At 66.0% G+C, this 16,207-nt stretch carries 11 protein-coding genes and 1 tRNA gene; 7 read left to right on the top strand and 5 right to left on the bottom strand.

Features of this window, described 5'->3' with window-relative positions:
* Positions 1–25 precede the first annotated feature (25 nt).
* The 7 genes from ubiB (at position 26) to IAE41_RS10005 (ending at position 7,713) form a co-directional block, all read left to right on the top strand.
* Complete coding sequence (ubiB, locus tag IAE41_RS10035; RefSeq protein ID WP_200733018.1) at positions 26–1,708, top strand: 2-polyprenylphenol 6-hydroxylase; 1,683 nt, start codon at positions 26–28, stop codon at positions 1,706–1,708.
* 226 nt (positions 1,709–1,934) lie between these two features.
* Positions 1,935–2,570, top strand: coding sequence for a transcriptional repressor LexA (gene lexA, locus IAE41_RS10030; RefSeq protein WP_079221455.1), 636 nt, complete (start codon positions 1,935–1,937; stop codon positions 2,568–2,570).
* Between the two features lie 218 nt (positions 2,571–2,788).
* Positions 2,789–3,826 (top strand): recombinase RecA, encoded by a 1,038-nt coding sequence (gene recA, locus IAE41_RS10025; protein WP_200733017.1) that lies wholly within the window; start codon positions 2,789–2,791, stop codon positions 3,824–3,826.
* 111 nt (positions 3,827–3,937) lie between these two features.
* Positions 3,938–4,426: a recombination regulator RecX gene (gene recX / locus IAE41_RS10020; protein ID WP_079221457.1), complete on the top strand. Its 489-nt coding sequence runs from the start codon at positions 3,938–3,940 to the stop codon at positions 4,424–4,426.
* Between the two features lie 111 nt (positions 4,427–4,537).
* The gene (gene alaS / locus IAE41_RS10015; RefSeq protein ID WP_108759513.1) at positions 4,538–7,186 is read left to right on the top strand and encodes an alanine--tRNA ligase; all 2,649 of its coding nucleotides are present in this window, start codon (positions 4,538–4,540) and stop codon (positions 7,184–7,186) included.
* A 151-nt stretch (positions 7,187–7,337) separates the two neighbouring features.
* On the top strand, positions 7,338–7,541 hold the full coding sequence (csrA, locus tag IAE41_RS10010; RefSeq protein WP_079221459.1) for a carbon storage regulator CsrA: 204 nt from the start codon (positions 7,338–7,340) through the stop codon (positions 7,539–7,541).
* A gap of 79 nt (positions 7,542–7,620) precedes the next feature.
* Positions 7,621–7,713, top strand: a tRNA-Ser gene (locus IAE41_RS10005).
* A gap of 80 nt (positions 7,714–7,793) precedes the next feature.
* On the opposite strand, the gene IAE41_RS10000 is transcribed toward IAE41_RS10005, so the two are convergent.
* The 5 genes from IAE41_RS10000 to IAE41_RS09980 form a co-directional block, all read right to left on the bottom strand.
* Entirely contained in the window at positions 7,794–8,762 is a 969-nt protein-coding gene (locus IAE41_RS10000; RefSeq protein WP_200733016.1) for a DUF1684 domain-containing protein, read from the bottom strand.
* A 5-nt stretch (positions 8,763–8,767) separates the two neighbouring features.
* Positions 8,768–11,782, bottom strand: a complete 3,015-nt coding sequence (locus tag IAE41_RS09995) for a TonB-dependent receptor (protein ID WP_200733015.1) — start codon at positions 11,780–11,782, stop codon at positions 8,768–8,770.
* Positions 11,783–11,887: 105 nt separating this feature from the next.
* Positions 11,888–13,078 carry an OsmC family protein gene (locus IAE41_RS09990; protein WP_200733014.1) on the bottom strand — a complete coding sequence of 397 codons (1,191 nt, stop codon included), beginning with the start codon at positions 13,076–13,078 and terminating at the stop codon, positions 11,888–11,890.
* Positions 13,079–13,237: 159 nt separating this feature from the next.
* A complete protein-coding gene (locus tag IAE41_RS09985) occupies positions 13,238–13,669 on the bottom strand; it encodes a DUF4189 domain-containing protein (RefSeq protein ID WP_200733013.1) in 432 nt (143 codons plus the stop codon).
* A gap of 114 nt (positions 13,670–13,783) precedes the next feature.
* Positions 13,784–16,129, bottom strand: a complete 2,346-nt coding sequence (locus IAE41_RS09980) for a TonB-dependent receptor (RefSeq protein WP_200733012.1) — start codon at positions 16,127–16,129, stop codon at positions 13,784–13,786.
* Positions 16,130–16,207 lie beyond the last annotated feature (78 nt).

Raw genomic sequence — 16,207 nt, 5'->3', positions numbered from 1 at the left:
CGGTACCGAACCGGAGTAGGCGACGATGTGGGAGACGCTGGGTACCGTCCGTGACCTTGGCCGGCTGCAGGAAATCGCGGCCGTCCTGATCCGTTACGGCTTCGGCGACGTGGTCCGGCGCATCGGCCTGGCCACCGTGCTCGAGCGCGCCGGCCGGCTGCTGCACTGGAACGAGGAAAGCCAGCAGATGCTGCGCATGACCGCGCCGGTGCGGGTGCGCAGCGCCCTGCAGGATCTCGGCCCGACCTTCGTCAAGCTGGGCCAGGTGCTGGCCACCCGTGTCGACCTGCTGCCGCCGGAATGGATCGCCGAGCTTTCCGAACTGCAGAACGCGGTGCCGGCGCTGCCGTATGCCGCCATCCGCGAACAGCTGGAAGCCGACCTCGGCGCGGCACCTTCGCAGGTGTTCGCCTTCCTCGATGAAACGCCGATGGCCGCGGCTTCGCTGGCGCAGGCCCACCGCGCGCGCCTGCACGATGGCCGGGAAGTCGTGTTGAAGGTGCGCCGGCCCGGCATCCGCGATGTGGTGGAAGCCGACCTGCGCCTGCTGGCGCGCCTGGCAGAGATCGTCGAGGCGCGCCTGCCTGACCTGCGTCGCTATCGCCCGGCCGAAGTGGTCCAGCAGTTCACCGTATCGCTGCGCCGCGAGCTGGATTTTGCCGCCGAGTGCCGCAATGCCGAGCGCATCGCCCGCAACTTCCACGGCCGCGACGACATCCTGATTCCCGAGGTGCACTGGCAGTGGACCTGCGAGAGCCTGAACGTCCAGGATTTCGTCGATGGCATTCCCGGTCGTGACCTGGCCGGCGTGGATGCGGCGGGGCTGGACTGCCGTGAACTGGCCCGGCGTGGTGCCGACATCGTGCTGAAGATGGTGCTGGAGGACGGCAGCTTCCACGCCGACCCGCACCCCGGCAACATCATCTACCTGCGCGACGGCCGCATCGGCGTGATCGATTTCGGCATGGTCGGCGCGCTCTCCGAGGTGCGCCGGTTCCAGGTCGCGCAGTTGCTGCACGGCCTGGTCGAGCAGGACCCGCAGGGCGTGGCCGACGTGCTGCTGGACTGGGCCGGTGGGGTGGAGGTGGACGAAAACCGGCTGCAGCACGACATCAGCCAGTTCGTCGACCAGTACCGCGGCGTGCCGCTGAAGGACCTGCGCATCGGCCTGATGCTGGGCGACATCACCCAGTTGCTGCGCAGTTACAGCCTGACCCTGCCAGCGGACCTGGCGCTGATGATCAAGGCCTTCCTGACGCTGGAGGGCATGGGTCGCCAGCTTGACCCGGATTTCGACATGGCCAGCGCCGCACGCCCGTTCCTGGAGCGGGTGGTACTGCAGCGCTACGCGCCGCGTGCGTTGCTCAAGCGCGGACGGCGCAGCCTGCTGGGAATGATCGATTTCGCTGGCGAACTGCCGCGCGACCTGCGCAAGCTGGTCCAGGCCGCGCGCCGCGGGCGCCTGCAGTTGAAGGTGGAAACCAGCGCGCTGCAGGGCTTCGGCGACCAGGTGAACCGCGCCGCCAACCGCCTGGTGATGGGCATCGTCACCGCCGCGCTGATCATCGGCTCGTCCATCGTGATGCACAGCGTGGGCGGCATCTCCAGCCGCTGGCTGCTGGCCCTGGGCGTCTGCGGCTTCGTCGGTGCCGGTTTCTGCGGGGTCTGGATCCTGTTCTCGATATGGAGAAGCGGCAAGCACGCGTAGCGTGCTTACCGCAGCGGTTCCCCCCGGGAACCGCGGAATCGTGCAGCGATTCCTGTAGAGCCGACCGCTGGTCGGCTGCTCTTGCTCCTGAGCTTCTACCGCGATTGCCGAGCATAGGCTCGGCACTACAGCCGGTAGCGCCGGGCCATGCCCGGCGGCCGTTCCCGAAGCCTCGTGTCGCCCCAGGCACTTGCACACCCGTCAGTTAGTAGTAATACTACTAACCATGGACCTGACCGACACCCAGCAGGCGATCCTGCAGTTGATCGCCGAGCGTATCGAGAGCGAAGGCGCACCGCCGTCGCAGACTGAAATCGCACGTGCATTCGGCTTCAAGGGCGTGCGTGCGGCCCAGTACCACCTGGAGGCCCTGGAGCAGGCCGGTGCGATCCGTCGCATCCCCGGCCAGGCCCGCGGCATCCGCCTGGTACAGGCGCCGCCGATCGAGAAGCTGGCCGAACCCGGGCTGCCCGACAGCGTCCTGCGCCTGCCGGTGCTGGGTCGGGTCGCCGCCGGCCTGCCGATCGGCGCCGACATCGGTTCGGACGATTTCGTGGTGCTGGACCGGGTGTTCTTCTCGCCGGCCCCGGATTACCTGCTGAAGGTGCAGGGCGATTCGATGATCGACGAGGGCATCTTCGACGGCGACCTGATCGGCGTGCACCGCACCCGTGACGCGCATTCCGGGCAGATCGTGGTGGCCCGCATCGACGACGAGATCACCGTGAAGCTGCTGAAGATCGCCAAGGATCGCATCCGCCTGCTGCCGCGCAACCCGGACTACAAGCCGATCGAAGTCCTGCCCGACCAGGATTTCGCGATCGAGGGGCTGTACTGCGGCCTGTTGCGTCCCAACCGCTGAGCCAGCTGCGGCAGCACCGTTCCACCAGCATTACCCCGCGGTCTTTTGTGGCGATTCTCTGGTTCCACTGAGGTTGGTACGGATGTCCGATAATTCTTTTCTGAGCGCCGGGCAGAATCTCAGCCTGTGCGATACATCCGACTTAAAGTGAACCCATGGCAAAGAAGACCCCGAAAGACAGCACCCCCAACGACATGACCTCTGCTAGGAGCAACACGATGGACGAGAACAAAAAGCGCGCATTGGCTGCTGCTCTGGGCCAGATCGAGAAGCAGTTCGGCAAGGGCTCGGTGATGCGCATGGGCGACCGCGTGGTCGAACCCGTTGAAGCGATCCCGACCGGCTCGCTGATGCTCGACATCGCACTGGGCATCGGTGGCCTGCCGAAGGGGCGTGTCGTTGAAATCTACGGTCCGGAGTCGTCGGGCAAGACCACCCTGACCCTGCAGGCCATCGCCGAATGCCAGAAGATGGGCGGCACTGCCGCGTTCATCGACGCCGAGCACGCACTGGACCCGATCTACGCCGCCAAGCTGGGCGTGAACGTGGACGACCTGCTGCTGTCGCAGCCGGATACCGGTGAGCAGGCGCTGGAAATCGCCGACATGCTGGTCCGTTCGGGCTCGGTGGACATCCTGGTGGTCGACTCGGTCGCCGCGCTGACCCCCAAGGCCGAAATCGAAGGCGAAATGGGTGACCAGCTGCCGGGCCTGCAGGCCCGCCTGATGAGCCAGGCGCTGCGCAAGCTGACCGGCAACATCAAGCGCTCCAACACCCTGGTGGTCTTCATCAACCAGCTGCGCATGAAGATCGGCGTGATGATGCCGGGCCAGAGCCCGGAAGTGACCACCGGCGGCAATGCGCTGAAGTTCTATGCCTCGGTGCGCCTGGACATCCGCCGTATCGGTGCGATCAAGAAGGGCGACGAGATCATCGGCAACCAGACCAAGATCAAGGTCGTCAAGAACAAGCTGGCGCCGCCGTTCAAGCAGGTCATCACCGAGATCCTGTACGGCGAAGGCATCAGCCGCGAGGGCGAGCTGATCGACATGGGCGTGGATGCCAAGCTGGTCGAGAAGGCCGGTGCCTGGTACAGCTACGGTGAAGAGCGCATCGGCCAGGGCAAGGACAACGCCCGCGGCTACCTGCGCGACAACCCGACCGTCGCCGCCAAGCTCGAGGCCGAGCTGCGCGAGAAGTTCCAGCCGTCCGAAGCCACCCGCGAGGAAGGCGACGACGACGGCGACGACGAGTAAGACTTGCTGTGGGGCAGGGCGGCGCCGTCAGTGACGTCGCCCTGTCCCGCAGGTTCGAACCGCCCACGGACGGGCAGGGTGCCAGGGACGGCGCCACCCTTGGAGTAGCAGATGTCCGATGCCGACGCCCCCACCGGCCGCAAGCGCCGGCCGCGCGAACAGACCCCCGTACAGCGTGCCCTGGGCCTGCTGGTACGGCGTGAGCATTCGCGCAAGGAGCTGACCCGCAAGCTGACCGCACGCGGTATTGAAGGCGAGGCCGCCGAGGCTGCCGTTGCCAAGCTGACCGAGGCCGGCTGGCAGGACGACACCCGCTTTGCGGAAAATCTGGTCCGGATGCGCGCCAATACCGGCTATGGGCCCATCCACGTCCGTGCCGAGCTGGGAACCCATGGCCTGGACAGCGCGGCGATTGCCGCCGCGATGGAGACCTACGAGGGCGACTGGCAGGAAAATGCCCGCGATCTGGTGCGCCGCCGCTTTGGCGAGGATGGCCCGCAGGACCTGGCGCAGCGGCGCAAGGCCGCCGATCTGCTGGCCCGGCGGGGCTTCGACGGTGACAGTATCCGCCGTGCGACCCGCTTCGACCCGGATGACTGAGACTGGCGGCGCCGGGCCTGATACCCTTTAGGTTTTCGGCGGTCCGTTACGACCCTGGCCAGTGAGGCCGGCGGTTCGGGGCTGCCGGCCCGCACACTGCCAGCCCCCTCAATGAACGCACCCGCCAAATTCACGACCTCCCAGATCCGCAGCGACTTCCTTGAGTTCTTCAAGGGCAAAGGCCACACCATCGTGCCGTCGGCGCCGCTGGTGCCGGGCAATGATCCGACCCTGCTGTTCACCAACTCCGGCATGGTCCAGTTCAAGGACGTGTTCCTGGGCGCGGAAAAGCGCAGCTACGTGCGCGCGGCCGACGTCCAGCGCTGCCTGCGCGCTGGTGGCAAGCACAACGATCTCGACCAGGTCGGCTACACCGCGCGTCACCACACCTTCTTCGAAATGCTGGGCAACTGGTCTTTCGGTGATTACTTCAAGAAGGACGCCATCGCCTGGGCCTGGGAACTGCTGACCCAGGTCTGGAAGCTGCCGGCCGAGCGCCTGCTGGTCACCGTCTACCAGACCGACGATGAGGCCTACGCGCTCTGGCGCGACATGGTGGGCATCCCGGAAGAGCGCATCGTGCGCATCGGCGACAACAAGGGTGCCCCGTACGCGTCGGACAACTTCTGGCAGATGGCCGACACCGGCCCCTGCGGCCCGTGCACCGAGATCTTCTACGACCACGGCGACCACATCGCGGGCGGTCCCCCGGGCTCGCCGGATGAAGACGGTGACCGCTTCATCGAAATCTGGAACCTGGTGTTCATGCAGTTCGACCGCCAGAGCGACGGCACGCTGGTGCCGCTGCCGGCACCGTGCGTGGACACCGGCATGGGCCTGGAGCGCCTGGCGGCGATCCTGCAGCACGTGCACACCAATTACGAAATCGACCTATTCCAGGCGCTGATCCGCAAGGCGTCCGAGCTGACCGGCATGGCCGACCTGGAGAACAAGTCGCTGCGCGTGATCGCCGATCACATCCGCGCCTGCTCGTTCCTGATCGTCGACGGCGTCCTGCCGTCCAACGAAGGCCGCGGCTATGTCCTGCGCCGCATCATCCGCCGTGCCCTGCGCCACGGCTGGATGCTGGGCGTGCGCCAGCCGTTCTTCAGCAAGCTGGTGCCGACCCTGGTCGAGCTGATGGGTGAGGCTTATCCGGAGCTGCCGGCCCAGGCCGACACCGTCGTCCGTGCGCTGCAGGCCGAGGAAGAGCGTTTCGCCGAAACCCTCGATGCCGGCATGAAGATCTTCGAGGACGTGGCGGCCAAGGCGAGCAACGGCGTGATTCCCGGCGTTGACGCCTTCCGCCTGTACGACACCTACGGCTTCCCGCTGGATCTGACCCAGGATATCGCCCGCGAGCGCGAGCTGACGGTCGATACCGACGGCTTCGACGCGGCGATGGAGCAGCAGCGTGAGACCGCGCGTGCCGCCGGCAAGTTCGGTGGCGGCGTGACCCTGCCGGCCGAGCTGGTGGCGACGCTGACCCCGACCCTGTTCCTGGGCTACGACCGCCTGCAGGCCGACGGCCTGACCGTGCTGGCCCTGCTCAAGGACGGCCGCCCGGCGCAGTCGGCAGATGCCGGCGACGCGGTGATCGTCATCACCAACCAGACCCCGTTCTACGCCGAATCCGGCGGCCAGGTGGGTGACACCGGCGTGCTGACCGGCAACGGTGTGCGCCTGGTCGTGAGCGACACCCAGAAGTTCGCGGGCCAGTTCCATGGCCACGTCGGCACCCTGTCCGAGGGCGGCCTGAAGGTCGGCGACGTACTGTCCGGCCAGGTCGATGGCGAGCGCCGTGGCGCCACCATCCTCAACCATTCGGCCACCCACCTGCTGCATGCCGCCCTGCGCGAAGTGCTCGGCACCCACGTGCAGCAGAAGGGTTCGCTGGTCGCACCGGACCGCCTGCGTTTCGACTTCTCGCACTTCCAGCCGATCAGTGCTGAAGAGCTGGCTGTGATCGAGCGCAAGGTCAACCAGCAGGTGCGCGCCAACAACGCCGCCGAAGTGCACAACATGGGCATGCAGGAAGCGCTGGACTTCGGCGCAATGGCCCTGTTTGGCGAGAAGTACGGCGAGAACGTCCGTGTGCTGAAGATGGGCGATTACTCCACCGAACTGTGTGGCGGTACCCACGTCAGCCGCACCGGTGATATCGGCCTGTTCAAGATCACCTCCGAAGGCGGTGTCTCGGCGGGCGTGCGCCGCATCGAGGCCGTCACCGGCCAGGGTGCCCTGGATTACGTGGATGCCGAGGAAGCCCGCCTGGCCGAAGCGGCCGAACTGCTCGGTGGCAGCGCCGCCGACGTGGTCGAGAAGATCCGTGCCCTCGGCCTTCGCCAGAAGCAGCTGGAACGCGAGCTGGAAGCGGTGAAGGCCAAGGTCGCCGCCGGCGCCACTGCGGACCTTTCCGGCCAGGCGGTCGAGGTTGCCGGTGTGAAGGTGCTGGCCGCACGCCTCGAAGGCTTTGATGCCAAGGCCCTGCGTGACGCCATGGACCGCCTGAAGCAGCAGCTGGGCAATGCCGTGATCGTGCTGGCCGGCACCCAGGACGGCAAGGCTGCCCTGGTCGCGGGTGTGAACGGCAGTGCAATGGGCAAGGTCAAGGCCGGGGAACTGTTGTCCCATATCGCCAGTCAGATCGGGGGCAAGGGCGGCGGACGCCCGGACCTCGCCCAGGGTGGTGGCGAGGACGGGCCCGCCCTTGCTACCGCTCTGGCCGCGGTCGTCGAATGGGTCAGCCCCCGCCTGTGATGTGAACCCCTGCCGTCCCCCTCCTTGTAGGAGCGGGACGGCTGACGGTACCATTGCGAAATCTTTTCCCTTTGTCGTGGGGACGCTTCTTGACGGAGCGTCAAGCCGGTGGGGGATACCCTTCCACACGGTTCCATGGAGACTTGCAAAAATGTTGATCTTGACTCGCCGCGTCGGCGAAACCCTGATGATCGGAGACTCGGTGAGCGTCACCGTGCTCGGCGTCAAGGGCAACCAGGTGCGTATCGGTATCACCGCGCCGAAGGACGTTGCTGTGCATCGCGAAGAGATCTACCAGCGCATCCAGCGTGGTGACGAAGCCGGCAGCACCGGAAGCGAAAATTCCGGCGAATAAAAGCTTTACCTTCGCGTCTGATTAACGTTATGATTCACGCCCCGCTGAGGTGCACCGCACCAGACGCGGAGAAAACCCCGGAGCGATGCCCGAGTGGCTGAAGGGGCTCCCCTGCTAAGGGAGTATAGGGTCAAAAGCTCTATCGAGGGTTCGAATCCCTCTCGCTCCGCCAGATACAAGAATGCGCCCGTAGATCTTCGATCTGCGGGCGTTTTTCGTTGTGCGTGACTGGTGCGGAACTGCAGGCGCCGATCAATCGTGGGACGCGGAATATTTCCGTTCGCCAGAAAGCACTGCCAGCCGAACGAGCGTGCGGTCTGCATCCTGCTGCGCCAGCCGGTTCTCCGGTGGCGGCAGTGGGCACGTTGCGAATTCGGTGTACGCGCACGGTGGGTTGTAGGCGCGATTGAAATCGAGCGTGACCGAACCGTCCGCGGCGACCGCATCGGTGCGCAGGTAGCGACCGACACCATAGGTCTGCCGGCCCGTCGTCTGATCCTGGAACATCAAGTTCAGCCCCTTGGCCGGATCGCCCAATGCTTCCAGCCTCCATTGCCGCCCCTCTTTTTCAAAGACGACGTAACCAGGATTGGGCGTTTCGGTGACCTCGCCGATGACGCTGGCGATGGGCAGCGTCCTGCCGGCGGGGTGGGGCACGAACTGCGCCTGCAGCCGCCAGCCCTCGTCTGCGGGGAAGAAATCAAGACCGGAGAAGGCCAGGCGAGCGGGTGCATCGGCATGCCGGACCCGCAGCGCAAGGCGTTGGCCGCGGCGGATGACACTGATTTTTCCCTTGCCGTCGTCATAGGTGAGCGTGGTGCCACCGCCGGGGCCCTCCGGTGCCAGGCGAGTGCTGCCCAGCACCGGATTGCCTTCTGCGATAATGGCCACTCCATCGGCAGGCTGGAAGAACACGCCGTCGCCACGTTGCTCGATCTGGCCCAGGCGAGCGGGTGCAATGGCCAGCCGGATGTCGTTTTCCTCGCTTCCCCCCACGCGTTGTGTACCGACTTCCAGCCAGTGCAGCCCGGTGAGGCTGGTCCAGCCATCCGGCTTGCCCAGGTCCGCGGCGCGCCGACGCACCCACTCGGCGTGTTGTTTCTCGAACGCCGACGCTGCAGGCGTTCCGGTAGCGGCCTGCGCATCGACGGGGTGCCGTGGGCTGCATGCGGTAACGGCCAGTGTCGCCGCAAACAGGAACGCGAGTGGCGGTGTCTTCATGCGGTTCACCAGTTCTTTGAAATGCCGAGGTGGAGATAGCGCCCGTAGGTCTCGTGCAGCGCGCTCAGGTAATAGCCGGAGGCGTTGAGGGGCGGCTCTTTGTTGAACAGGTTGCGCGCTCCCACTTCCACCGCGGTGCCCTGCAGTACTCCCGCGTGGAACTCCTTCTTCACCGACAATGCCCAGCGCTGGGTGGAGGCGACCACGTACGGCCGGCCATCGGCGTACGCCCCGGCCCTGACACTGTCGATGTAGTCGTCGCGCAGCCGCACGGTCCAGTCCTGCAGGTTCCAGATCAAGGTGGCGCTGGCCCGCCACTCCGGCTTTGCCCCGTTGATGCCGACTTCGTTGGCCGCACCAAGGTCGGGCGCGATGATGTTCAACGCGCCGCGGGCGATCGCGGCGGCCACCTCCTGCACTTCAGCAGGCTTCTGCTGGGTGTACTCCTTCAACTGGCTGACGCTGACCAGCAGCGCGAAGCGACCCCATGCGGTGTCCGGCAACCGCCAGTTGAAGTTGTAATCCATGCCGGAGGCCGTCAGCGGACTGCGGTTCTGGTAGCGGTTGTAGATGTTGGTGACCACGCCGGCCGGTTCAAGCCCGGTGCCCGCGAACAGGGCGATGTCTTCGGCAGTTGCCTGCGCGCGTACGACGTTGGGATTGCTGGTGCCTTCGACGACACGCAGGTAGGCGTCGTAGAGCAGTTCCTCGCCCATGGTGCTGATCGGGTTCTCGACCTTCACCCGCCACGTGTCCACGCTCAGGCTGATCGAGCCGAAGCGTTCGGGCAGGAAGCGTGGCTCGAACACGGCGCCCCAGGAAGACTGTCGCGTCGTTTCCGGTTTGACGTCATCGCCGTAGGAGGTCACCGAGCTGACCGATGGCTTGACCGCCGAACCACTGCTGTAAGCGTTGAGGCAGGCGCTGTAGTTCGGCTGTGCACCCTTGGCGATGAGTGCATGGCAGCGGATGGCGTCGTTGTTGAAGCCGAACCCGTAGGTGGGCGGTGAATTGACCAGTTCCAGCCCCGGCGCGCGGAAGCCGCCACTGACCGAGCCGCGCAGCAGCAGGCTGTCATTGACCTTCCACGCAGCGGCCAGCTTCGGCTTGGCGACCTTGCCGGCGTCGCTGTAGTCCTCCCAGCGCGCGGCCACCTGCAGGTCCAGCGATTGCACCAGCGGCACGCCCTGCGCGGCGGACACCAGGGGGACGGCCAGTTCGATCAGCGCGGAGGTGACGTTGCGGCTGCCATGCACGTCAGGCCGCGGGCTGTGGGTGAAGAAATTGCTGGGCGCCACCGTTCCGGTGTACCAGTCGGTATAGGGGTGGCTGCCATCGATGTTCCCATCGCGGTCATCGCTGCGGCTTTCGTAACGGTACTCCACGCCCGCCGCCACGCCGATGTCGCCGGCATACCACGTCAGCAGATCGGAACGGTCGATCTTGAAATCCCACAACGCCAGCTCGCTGGTGCCTACGCGCGTCGCCTCGCCAATGAACGAAGAGGTGTCATACGACGTGGCATCGCCAACCCGGATGCTGGCGGGATCGCCGCCGCTGAACGGATTGTAGGCACTGGCATCGGTGCGGTTCACCGCCTCGATGAAGGCATCGGTGAGCCCGCCCTGCTGCACATCGGTGCTGCGCGCGCGTGAGTAAAGCAGTGCGCTTTCCCAGTTCCAGCCGCCTTCGGTCCAGCCACGTACGCCGAGCAGGATGCGCGATTGGTCGTTGTCGACCGTGACGCGGCGGATCCCCGAATCCGCGAACTGATAGTTCAGCAGTCGGATCGCATCGGCACTGCGCAGCGCTTCCGGAACCCAGTAGGCGTCGGGACGGATGTGCAGCAGGAAGCCCTCGCCGCCGAAGCCGGACTCACTGCTCACCCATGACTCGGACCTGGCCCGGTAATAGGCCAGCTCGCCGAACAGCTGCAGCGAGTCGTTGACGTCGAACCGGCCGCTGGCGAACACATTGCCCTTGCGGATGGCCGGCGCCGAGGTGATGCCCGGCTCGGCGGCCGAGTCATAGTGGTAACGGGTCGGCACCGTGCCGGAGACGAGTGCGCCGGTCGCAGGATCGATGCTCCAGCTGCCGGTGCGCCTGCCATTGGCATAGGTATCGAAGTGGCCCCAGGGCGTCCGCGTGCTGAAGCCGGTGCTGCCATCCGGGTCGGGCACGCTGGTGCCATCTCCCAGTGGCCGACGACCATCGGTCGCCGTGAACCAGGCATCGGAATTGCGCTGCGCCGTCCGCGTGGAGAATCCGTAGAGCAGCGAGATGTTGCCGCGTCCATCGGCGAAGTCGCTGCCCAGGTAGCCATCCAGAGAGACGTCTTCACGATGGCCGTCGGACACCTTGCCGTAGTCCAGGCGGACGCCGCCGCCGTTCTGCAGGTTGGCCGGCGTCACCAGGTCGACCACGCCCGCGACCGCGTCCGAGCCGTAGATGGAGGCTGCGCCGTCAAGCAGCAGGTTGATGCGTTCCAGGCCGAAGGTCGGGATGGCATTGGCGTTGTAGGTCGTGTCGTCGCCGCTGTTGCTGATGGGGTGCTGGACGGTGCGCCGACCGTTGACCAGCAGCAGCGTGTACTTCGCGCCGAGGTTGCGCAGGTTGATGGAGCCGACGTCGCCACGGGCGACATTCGAATTGCGCCCGGCGTTGGTGGTGCCTTTCTCGGTGACGGCGACGTCGCCAAACTGCGGCAGGCTGCGGAACAGCTCGTTGCCGTTGGTGGCGCCGGTCGATTCGATCTGTTCGCGGTCCACCGCCACCACCGGCAGCGCTGCCTGGGCGCCACCGCCGGCAATCTGCGAGCCGAGTACGGAGACCTTGTCGAGCAGGCGTGCATTGCCCTCATGCGCGTGCGCGGCGGATGTCTGCTTCTCCTCGGCGGCTTCTGCTGCGGGCGCAAGCAGGGTGCACAGCGCCAGTGCCAGGTGGCGGCGGCGCGCTCGCTGCGGGCGCAGGTTGTACCACGGGCGTTGCACGCTCGAATGCGAGCGCAGGACGAGCTTCATCGAGTATCCCCAGGGATGCTGACAACCGGAATGAAGGGGCGTCTCCCGGGCCGCTGTGGGCCGGGGAGATCGCCACCGCAAGGTCAACCCATGCAGCGCCTGCGGCTACTGCGCGGCGTCTGCATACGGACCGCGAACAATGCGGCCTTCGAGCTTCTGCTCGTCCTTGACCAGGTTGTAGAGCGGGCAAGTGGCCTCGACCGACTGACGGAGCGCATCGATCTCCTGGGCCGATGCAGGCGACTCGATGCGCACGCGGTAGCGGATGCCGCTGTAGCGTGCCGGGGTGGTGACGCCCTTGCCGAAGCGCGGGCTCAGTTGACCATCAACGGTCAGCTCCAGCGAGTCCAGCAACACGTTGCGGGAGGCTGCCTGCACTTCGAAGATGTGGGTCAGGCAGGTGCCGGTGACGCCCAGCAGGTGCTCCTCCACCGTGGGTGCCAGGCCGTAGCCAAGCAGCCCCGGCGCACTGTCATGCAGCTGCTGGTGGTAGCCATCCTTGCCCAGGAAAACGTGGCGCAGGCCGGTGTGGGGTTCGACGTGGGCGCGGGCGACCAGGGTCTCGGGTTCCCTTGGTGCATCCTTCGGATCGCGTGGCGCCTGCCGGGCGAGTACCGCCGGGCGCTTCTCCTCGGTGATGAAGTCTCGCAGGCCGGGGGGCAGCTTCGGATCGCGCGTGGGACTGCTGTGGACATAGTCCACGTCGGCGTGGCTGACCTGCTGTGGTCGTGTCACCAGATCGATCGCCGAGGAATTCTCGTGCACCGCGCGCTTCAGCGCCTGCAGCTGCGCATCGGATGCCGGCGAATCGATGTAGACGACATAGGAGAGGTTGTTGGGATAGGCAAGGCTTGCGCTCTTGCGCTCGGGAATGCTGGTGAACACCACATCCAGCGCATCCAGCGGAATGTCCTGCACCGCCGCCTGCACGACGTACTCGTCAGCCACCGAGCTGGCGAGCGTACCGACCAGCGAGTCCCAGGAGCCTGCACCCAGGTTGTAGCCGGCGTAGTCCCGGCCACTGTCACTGATGTACTGGAACTCGCCGGTTGGCCCGATGCGCAGGCGCCTGACTCCTGAGCGGCTCTCGGCAGTCACCTTGGCATGGATGGTGGTCGGGACTGCAGGCTGCGCCGACTGCGCTTCGATGGCCGTGCGCTTGGCGGCGACATACGCGCGCAGCGGAGAGACCGCATCTTCAGCGGCAACCGCGCTGGGCGCGGACAGCAACAGCAGGGAGGACAGCGCGGTGGCGCCAATGAACGTCAACGCGGTCCGGGGGCGGGCGAGGGACATGGAAGGAGTGGGCTCCGAGGGCGAACATGAACGAGTGCCCACTGTTTCACGTCTGATCGCCCCGGCTAAATAACGCTTGGCCATTCCCATATATGCGCCCGCGCCAGCCACCCAACGTCATCAACGCTGGGCGGCTGTCTCACCGATCAAAAACCGGTACTAGTAAATGCGGCGGGGCTCCGGAACCGGTGCGGGTGCCGGTGCACCGGGGTGCCACGGCCGCTCGATCACCTGCGACGGCTGCTCGCGCCACATCACCGCCAGCGTGCAGTCGTTGGCGCGTTCCCGGCACATCTTTTCTGCCTTGCGCTGCGCGGCTTCCGGACTGGCCTCGGCCAGGGCGAAGCCCATGGACACCGTTCCGGTGAAGATGGCCGAGTAGCCCTCGCCGGTGGCGACTGCCGACTGCCCGCAGTTGCGGGAGCGGGCGGCACAGTACTTCACCGCGTTCTGCATCGAGGCGCTCACCGTCGCCTGGTTCATCGAGTAGCCGTAGGTGCCATCTGCATCGTAGGCAATGGCCGAGGCCGCGCCTGCAGTGGAGGAGACGCCCAACAGCAGCGCACAGGAAATTGCATGCATCCAGTTCATTGAATCCTCCTTTTCATCGATGGTTGACCGAAGGGCCGACGGTATTCAAGCCTGTGGTGCGCGCAACCGCGCCCGCGGTTCACGTTCCGCGGGCGCTGGGGTGCCGGCCCTGGTTCAGAGCCGCACGGTCACGCCCACCTGGAAGCCACGCCCCGGCAGCGGCGCGATGTACTTCAGCGGCGAGTTGTGCGGGCGCGCCTCTTCGTTGAGCAGGTTGCTGCCATTGATGAAGACCTCCATTCCCGCGACAGCGGTCGTGCGCAGGGGAATCTCCCGGCTCAGCTGCAGGTCGACCAGGTTGAAGGCATCCAGCGGCACTTCTTCGCTGACATTGCGGCCCAGGTACTTCTGCGTGTCGTAGTAGGTGCTCGACAGCTGCGCTTTCCAACCTTCGCGCTGCCATTGCAGGCTCGCGCCATAGCGGTTGGTCGGCATGTTGGGCAGATACTCGCCGTCGTTGTGGGCACGCAGTGCGTCGGGATGGTCGGCCTTGTTCTTCACCAGGTCGGCGAACGCGGACACCTCCAGGCTGCCGAAGCGGCCGAGTGCCACCGACTGCGAGGCATCGATCTCGAAGCCCTTCACCGTGGTATCGGTCTGCTTCCAGTACTTCAGCGGCAGGCGGTTGGCCGTCTGCAGGCCGGAGTAGCCCAGGTAGAGGTAATTCTCGTAGCGCATCCGGTAGGCGGTGGCGGTGAGCTGGAAGCCGCCCAGGTGGAACATGCCGGCCAGCTCCAGGTTCTTCGCGCGTTCCGGTTCCAGGTTCTGGTTGCCTTCTTCCTGGGTCATCACCGAGTAGTGCGCGTTGCTGGCGTACAGCTCGTTGATCTCCGGCGCGCGCTGCGAGGAGGAATAGCGCAGCTTGGCGGCGAACAGCGGGCCGAGTTCAACATAGGAGCCGATGCTGTAGCTGTTGAGCCGGAAGTCGCGGTCCTGCAGCGTGGTATTGGCGGAATTGCGCGCGGTCTTGAAGCTGCTGGGCCGCAATGTGTGGTCCACGCGTTCGTGGCGCACGCCCGCGTCGAACGAGGCCCAGTCGAAGTCCAGCGTTTCCTTCAGGAACACCGCCTGGGTGCGGGTGTCGACGTTGGGCAGGTAGCGCTGCGGGCCGCTGCCGGTGACGTCGCGTGACTGCTGGCTGAGGCCGAGCAGGCCGCTCAGCGGGCCCACGCGGCGGTGGGCCAGCAGCAGTTCGGCCTGGGTGCTTTCGAAGTCGTAATCGTTGGCCTTGCGGGCACCCAAGCGTTCGCCGGAGGTGTTGTCCAGCTGCGAGACGCGCAGCTCGGCGCGTTCGATGCCCGGCACCGGATCGCGCAGCAGGGCTTCCAGTGCATAGCGCTCCTGCTTGATGACCACGCCCACCGGCAGGCCATCGGCGTAGTTGGCGCCGAAGGACAGGTTCTGCATCGAGAAGCCGGGCACGCCGTACTCGCTGTCCTTGGCATCGATGCTGACGCCCACGTAGCCGCGGTCGAAGAACAGGGTCGAGCCGAGTGCGACCTGCGAACTGCGTGAGTAGCTGTTGCCGAGGCGATGGTGGTAATCCGGGGTGACGTCGTTGTTGATCCGCTTCTGCACGTAGGACGGCGTGCCGGCGACATAGTCCGGATTGGCCGGATTGACGTAGGTCTGGCGCTGCCAGACCGAGGTCGGGTTGCTGGTGTAGAAGGAGAACTCGCCATCGGCCCAGTCCGGGTTCTCGGTCATGAACTGGTCGATGTAGGGCTGCGATGCCTTGTTGTAGACCTGCTGTACCCGCGCCTCTTTCTGGCAGGCGTCGGCCAGTGCCGAGTTGACCCCGCCGGCGGCCGGGAACAGCTGCGTGTTGCACGCGGCCGCCTTGCTGTTGCCGGGGATGTCGTAGTGCGAGATGCGCTGCCGCGAGACCTGCAGGTTGGTGGAGACGTTGCGCTGGTTGTTGAAGTTCATGCGGAAGCCCTGCGCATCGGCGGCGTTGAAGCCCTTGCGCAGCACCAGCTCCATCGACTGGTCCTTGTCTTCCATCGTGCGCGGGATCAGACCGGAATCGACCTCGACGCTGCCGCCGATGGCGTTGCCGCCATGGCGCACGGTGTCGGAGGACTTGTTGACGGTGACGCTGCGCACGAACAGCGGGTCGAACGGAATGTTGATGTCGCCGCTCATCGCGTTCATGCCCAGGATCGACTGGCCGTCCTGCAGGATCTGCACGCGGCTGCCGCTGAGGCTGCGGATGACCGGGGCACCGGCGTTGGGCCCGAACGCGCTGCTCTGCACGCCGGAAACGTGCTCGAGGAGGCCGCCAAGGGTGCGGTTCTGTGCCTGCGGGTTGTCGACGGTGACCCGGCTGTCGATGCGCGAGCGCTGGCTGGCCTCCACCTGCAGGGTGGGCAGGGTGGGCGCGTCCGCCGCCCGGGCGGAATGGACGGCGACGGACTGAAGGGCGAGGGGGATGGCTGCAGCTAGCAGGTGGCGACGCATGACACGCTCCGTAAAAATAGCGTGAAATGTTATAACGTAACTCTCCGTAACGACAAACGATTTCTTCGCCGTATCATC

Source organism: Stenotrophomonas sp. S39 (assembly GCF_016624665.1).
Taxonomy (GTDB): domain Bacteria; phylum Pseudomonadota; class Gammaproteobacteria; order Xanthomonadales; family Xanthomonadaceae; genus Stenotrophomonas.
Note: the sequence above shows the minus strand (reverse complement) of the source record. Positions and strands in the feature narration are given on the sequence as shown.